Annotated in this window: 6 protein-coding genes and 1 pseudogene; 6 read left to right on the top strand and 1 reads right to left on the bottom strand. The window is 59.0% G+C overall.

All coding sequences use genetic code 11. The features are described from left to right. The 6 genes and pseudogenes from dut to ACIONG_RS28900 all read left to right on the top strand — a co-directional run. A partial coding sequence (gene dut, locus ACIONG_RS28925) for a dUTP diphosphatase (protein WP_401304322.1) occupies positions 1 to 453 on the top strand: 453 nt, incomplete at its 5' end. Positions 454 to 784: 331 nt separating this feature from the next. After that, positions 785 to 2,161, top strand: a pseudogene (locus ACIONG_RS28920) (phosphomannomutase/phosphoglucomutase); the annotation flags it as partial. A 17-nt stretch (positions 2,162 to 2,178) separates the two neighbouring features. Beyond that, entirely contained in the window at positions 2,179 to 3,084 is a 906-nt protein-coding gene (gene argB / locus ACIONG_RS28915; RefSeq protein ID WP_003229488.1) for an acetylglutamate kinase, read from the top strand. Between the two features lie 191 nt (positions 3,085 to 3,275). Then, the gene (locus ACIONG_RS28910; RefSeq protein WP_103302597.1) at positions 3,276 to 3,536 is read left to right on the top strand and encodes a hypothetical protein; all 261 of its coding nucleotides are present in this window, start codon (positions 3,276 to 3,278) and stop codon (positions 3,534 to 3,536) included. 18 nt (positions 3,537 to 3,554) lie between these two features. Beyond that, a complete protein-coding gene (locus ACIONG_RS28905; protein WP_401304319.1) occupies positions 3,555 to 4,127 on the top strand; it encodes a hypothetical protein in 573 nt (190 codons plus the stop codon). Next, positions 4,114 to 4,497 (top strand): hypothetical protein, encoded by a 384-nt coding sequence (locus tag ACIONG_RS28900; RefSeq protein ID WP_401304316.1) that lies wholly within the window; start codon positions 4,114 to 4,116, stop codon positions 4,495 to 4,497. Before ACIONG_RS28905 ends, ACIONG_RS28900 begins: the two co-directional genes overlap by 14 nt. Before the next feature lie 172 nt (positions 4,498 to 4,669). On the opposite strand, the gene pyrE is transcribed toward ACIONG_RS28900, so the two are convergent. Then, entirely contained in the window at positions 4,670 to 5,314 is a 645-nt protein-coding gene (pyrE, locus tag ACIONG_RS28895) for an orotate phosphoribosyltransferase (protein ID WP_007954442.1), read from the bottom strand. Positions 5,315 to 5,338 lie beyond the last annotated feature (24 nt).

The raw sequence follows: 5,338 nt of genomic DNA, 5'->3' as shown, positions 1-5,338 counted from the left end.
CACGCTTTGCAAGCCAAAATCCTCGACCCACGCATCGGCACCGAATTCCCGCTGCCGCAATACGCCACCCCGGGCTCCGCCGGCCTCGACCTGCGCGCCATGCTGGAACAGGACATCGTGATCAATCCGGGTGAAACCGTGCTGATCCCTACCGGTCTGTCGGTGTACATCGGCGATCCGAACCTCGCCGCGCTGATCCTGCCGCGCTCGGGCATGGGCCACAAACACGGCATCGTGCTGGGCAACCTCGTCGGTCTGATCGACTCCGACTATCAGGGTCCGCTGATGGTGTCCTGCTGGAACCGTGGCCAGACCGACTTCACCATGACCGTCGGCGAACGTCTGGCGCAATTGGTGCTGGTACCGGTGGTGCAGGCGCACTTCGAAATGGTTGAAGAGTTCGTCGAAACTGAACGCGGCACTGGCGGTTTCGGCCATACCGGCACGAAATAACAGATAACCCGTTACTGTGGCGAGGGAGCTTGCTCCCGCTTGGGTGCGCAGCGCCCACAAGATCTTTGGGGCCGCTACGCAACCCAGCGGGAGCAAGCTCCCTCGCCACAAAAAATGCGCTACATCGGCAGCAGGTTTTAGCACCGCAAATCAAGGTTTTGCCGGGCGAAAGCCACGCCAGACAAGGCGTCATGGCCCTTTCACACCACGAACTCTCTGTGGAAAACGCCGTCATACCCTTCAGTTTGAGCCTGCCGTCGAACGATTCGTCGGTCTGTCCCGCCACTTTCGAGATGGAGCATTTCCGTAGATGAGCACCCCAGCCAAGATCGCCCCGAAGCTGCCCGACAGCATTTTCCGAGCCTATGACATTCGCGGCACTGTGCCGGAATTTCTCAATGCCGAAACCGCTTACTGGATCGGCCGCGCTATCGGCTCGCAGAGCCTGGCCCAAGGTGAGCCTAACGTTTCCGTCGGTCGCGACGGCCGTTTGTCCGGCCCGGAGCTGGTCGCAGAACTGATCCGCGGTATTGCCGAGAGCGGCTGCCACGTCAGCGACGTCGGCCTGGTACCGACCCCTGCGCTGTACTACGCCGCCAACGTACTGGCCGGCAAATCCGGGGTGATGCTCACCGGCAGCCACAACCCGTCGAACTACAACGGCTTCAAGATCGTGATCGCTGGCGACACCCTCGCCAACGAACAGATTCAGGCCCTGCACGAACGCCTAAAGACCAACAACCTGAGCAGCGGCACGGGCAGCGTCACCCAGGTCGAGATCCTCGACCGCTACAACACCGAAATCGTCCAGGACATCAAACTGGCCCGGCGCATGAAGGTGGTGGTCGACTGCGGCAACGGCGCGGCCGGGGTGATCGCCCCGCAACTGATCGAAGCGCTGAACTGCGAAGTCATCCCGCTGTTCTGCGAAGTCGACGGCAACTTCCCGAACCATCACCCGGACCCGGGCAAGCCTGAGAACCTCGTCGACCTCATCGCCAAGGTCAAGGAAACCAACGCCGACATCGGCCTGGCCTTCGACGGCGACGGCGACCGCGTCGGCGTGGTGACCAACACCGGTAGCATCGTCTACCCGGATCGCCTGCTGATGCTGTTCGCCCGTGACGTGGTCGCGCGCAACCCGGACGCCGAGATCATTTTCGACGTCAAATGCACCCGTCGCCTGGTGCCGCTGATCAAGGAATACGGTGGTCGTCCGCTAATGTGGAAGACCGGTCATTCGTTGATCAAAAAGAAGATGAAACAAACCGGTGCCCTGTTGGCCGGCGAAATGAGCGGGCACATCTTCTTCAAGGAGCGCTGGTTCGGTTTCGACGACGGCATCTACAGCGCCGCACGGCTGCTGGAGATCCTCAGCAAGGAAAAATCCACGGCGGAGGAGCTGTTTGCGACCTTCCCGAACGATATTTCTACGCCGGAAATCAATATCCATGTGACCGAAGAGAGCAAATTCAGCATCATTGATGCACTGCACGACGCACAGTGGGGCGCAGGCGCTGACCTGACCACCATTGACGGCGTGCGAGTCGACTACGCCAAAGGCTGGGGCCTGGTGCGCGCATCCAACACCACACCGGTGCTGGTGCTGCGCTTCGAGGCCGATGACGAGGCTGAATTGCAGCGCATCAAGGATGTGTTCCACGCCCAACTGAAACGCGTTGCACCTGATCTCCAACTACCGTTCTGATTCACCCGGAGCCCTGAATGACCCTCGAACGCGAAGCCGCCGCCCACACCGCCCAGGTCCTGTCCGAAGCGTTGCCTTACATCCGACGTTATGTCGGCAAGACCCTGGTGATCAAATACGGCGGCAACGCGATGGAAAGCGAGGAGCTGAAAACCGGCTTCGCCCGCGACATCGTCTTGATGAAAGCCGTGGGCATCAACCCGGTGGTGGTTCACGGCGGTGGTCCGCAGATCGGTGATCTGCTCAAGCGCCTGTCGATCGAAAGCCATTTCGTCGACGGCATGCGCGTCACCGACGCTGCGACCATGGACGTGGTGGAAATGGTCCTCGGCGGCCAAGTCAACAAAAGCATCGTCAACCTGATCAACCGTCACGGCGGCAGCGCCATCGGCCTGACCGGTAAAGACGCCGGGCTGATTCGTGCGAAAAAGCTCACCGTCACCCGTCAGACCCCAGAGATGACTCAGCCGGAAATCATCGACATCGGCCAAGTGGGCGAAGTGGTCGGGATCAACACCGAACTGCTCAACCTGCTGGTCAAAGGCAACTTCATCCCGGTGATCGCGCCGATTGGCGTGGGTGAGAACGGCGAGTCGTACAACATCAACGCTGACCTGGTGGCCGGTAAAGTCGCCGAAGCGCTGAAAGCCGAGAAACTGATGCTGCTGACCAACATCGCCGGGCTCATGGACAAGTCGGGCACGGTCCTGACTGGCCTGAGCACCCAGCAGGTCGACGACCTGATCGCCGACGGTACGATTTACGGCGGCATGCTGCCGAAGATCCGTTGTGCGCTGGAAGCGGTTCAGGGCGGCGTCGGCAGCTCGCTGATCATCGATGGTCGTGTACCGAACGCGATCCTGCTGGAAATCTTCACCGATACCGGCGTGGGTACGCTGATCAGCAATCGCAAGCGTCCCTGATTGCTGAAACACAAAAGATCGCGGTCTGCGGCAGCGCCTGCAACACAGTACGAAAGTGCTGTAGGAACTGACGAAGTCCGCGATCTTTTTTATGCGCGCAGGAAGTTTCTGACTTCACTAAGCGAAACGTCCGACAGCCCATCAGAACAAATCTCCCTAGGATCTTCCCTTCACCTACCGGAGATCTACCCATGCAAAAAGACTACGTTCCCTATGGCAGTGATGTTGCCCCAGGCACCTACGAGTGCGTGGATTGCGGCCACCAGTATTCCAATCAAGCCAAAACCTCGATGCCGCCCTGCCCGCAATTTCGCAAGACCGCGCACGTTCTGAACGGCTGGAAGATCCTGACCGGACAAGGTGACGCGCCTAATGATCCCTATCCACAGAAAACCGATAAGCCTTCCGGCATCAAGAGCGCCGAGGTCATTAGGCCCTCGCACAAAAAATAATCCCGGAGCGCCTGAGCCATGCAGATCTCGTTCACGATCGACGCCGACGCTTTCGAGCAAGAACAAAAGGAACCGGTCAAGAAGACCTTGCGGATTGGCGATGCGGAAATCACCCACGCCCTGCAGCGTATCGCCAAGGCCAGCCTGACCGAATACCTGAAAATGCTGGTCGAGGGCGGCATGCCCAGCCGAGCCGACGAGGCCAAACAGAACCGCCTGCTCTATCTGATTCAAAGTTACTTTGGGCAGACATTGCCGACAGAGTCGCAGATCTCGACAATCTTCCAACTGACCCAGAGCCAAAGCAAAACCTTGCTGAAGAACACCGTGTCGCGCTTCCGCAATCAACTCGACGACATCCTGCAGCACAGCATGCGCGCGGTCGTCGAGTCTGCGGAACATGCGAAGGATGTCTATCTGGTGGTCATCAGTTCAGACGTGATTCGCGATGAACTGAACATGCTGATTACACAAAACGAGCCGACCTTCAAACCCATCACCAAGCGCAAAGGCAGCGCCGGGCAATTCGAGATCAGTGAGGATTCCCACGATTTACTGTGTGCCACGCTGGGGCTCAATGCCGTTCGGTGACATCGTCGCGGTCAGTGGATTGCTGCTGACCCTGACCACTTTCCTGTTCAATCTGGCTTGGCCCAGGCTCAATGAAGCCTTGGCACTGGACGAATACCAACAAGGCCTTCAGGTGAGAAAACGCAGCAGAGAAAAGGTCATGGGGACTTTTTTGAACTGTGGGTTGCCGCTGACATGCGCCTTTGCAGCGCTGTTTTACGTCAACCTCCCCGCCGCCGTGCGCATTATTCGCAGCAGCACGCTGGATCTGTGGGACTTTGACGTTGATCGCACGCTGTACGTGATGGTGGTGCTGGCGTTGCTGGCGTTTGCACTGATCAACGCGAGATTGACCCTGAAACTGCTGAAAAAATGGCGCGACCTGCGCTAGCGCAGACAAAAAGACCCCGTTCATCCTGAATGAACGGGGTCTTTCACTGTGAAACACTTTTTGTGGCGAGGGAGCTTGCTCCCGCTGGGCTGCGCAGCGGCCACAAAATCTTGTGAGCGCTACGCACTCAAGCGGGAGCAAGCTCCCTCGCCACAGAGCTCACTCCAGGCAATTACACGCCGAACTGGGCGCGGTACGCTTCCACGGCAGGCAAATGCTGCTTGAGCTGTGGGTCATCAGCGAGGAATTCCAGAACCTGATTCAGCGAAACAATGCTGATCACTGGAATACCGAAGTCGCGCTCGACTTCCTGGATCGCCGACAATTCACCGTTGCCACGTTCCTGACGGTTCAGGGCGATCAGCACGCCTGCGGCCTTGGCGCCATCCTGGGAAGCGATGATCTGCATCACTTCGCGGATCGCGGTGCCCGCGGTGATCACGTCATCGATGATCAGCACTTCGCCGGTCAACGGTGCACCGACCAGGCTGCCGCCTTCGCCGTGGGCCTTGGCTTCCTTGCGGTTGAAGCACCAAGGCAGGTCACGGTTGTGGTGTTCAGCCAACGCGACGGCGGTGGTTGCCGCCAACGGGATGCCTTTGTAGGCCGGGCCGAACAGCACGTCGAAGGGAATGCCGCTCTCGGCAATGGCTGCGGCGTAGAAACGCCCCAGCTGCGCGAGGGCCGAGCCCGAGTTGAACAGGCCGGCATTGAAGAAGTAGGGACTGGTGCGCCCGGACTTCAGGGTGAACTCACCGAAGCGCAAAACGCCGCGATCGATGGCAAAACGAATGAAATCGCGCTGATACGCTTGCATGAAAAAAACCCCAAATACCACGGA

It is taken from the genome of Pseudomonas sp. NPDC087817 (assembly GCF_044742875.1).
In the GTDB taxonomy this organism is placed as follows: domain Bacteria; phylum Pseudomonadota; class Gammaproteobacteria; order Pseudomonadales; family Pseudomonadaceae; genus Aquipseudomonas.
Note: the sequence above shows the minus strand (reverse complement) of the source record. Positions and strands in the feature narration are given on the sequence as shown.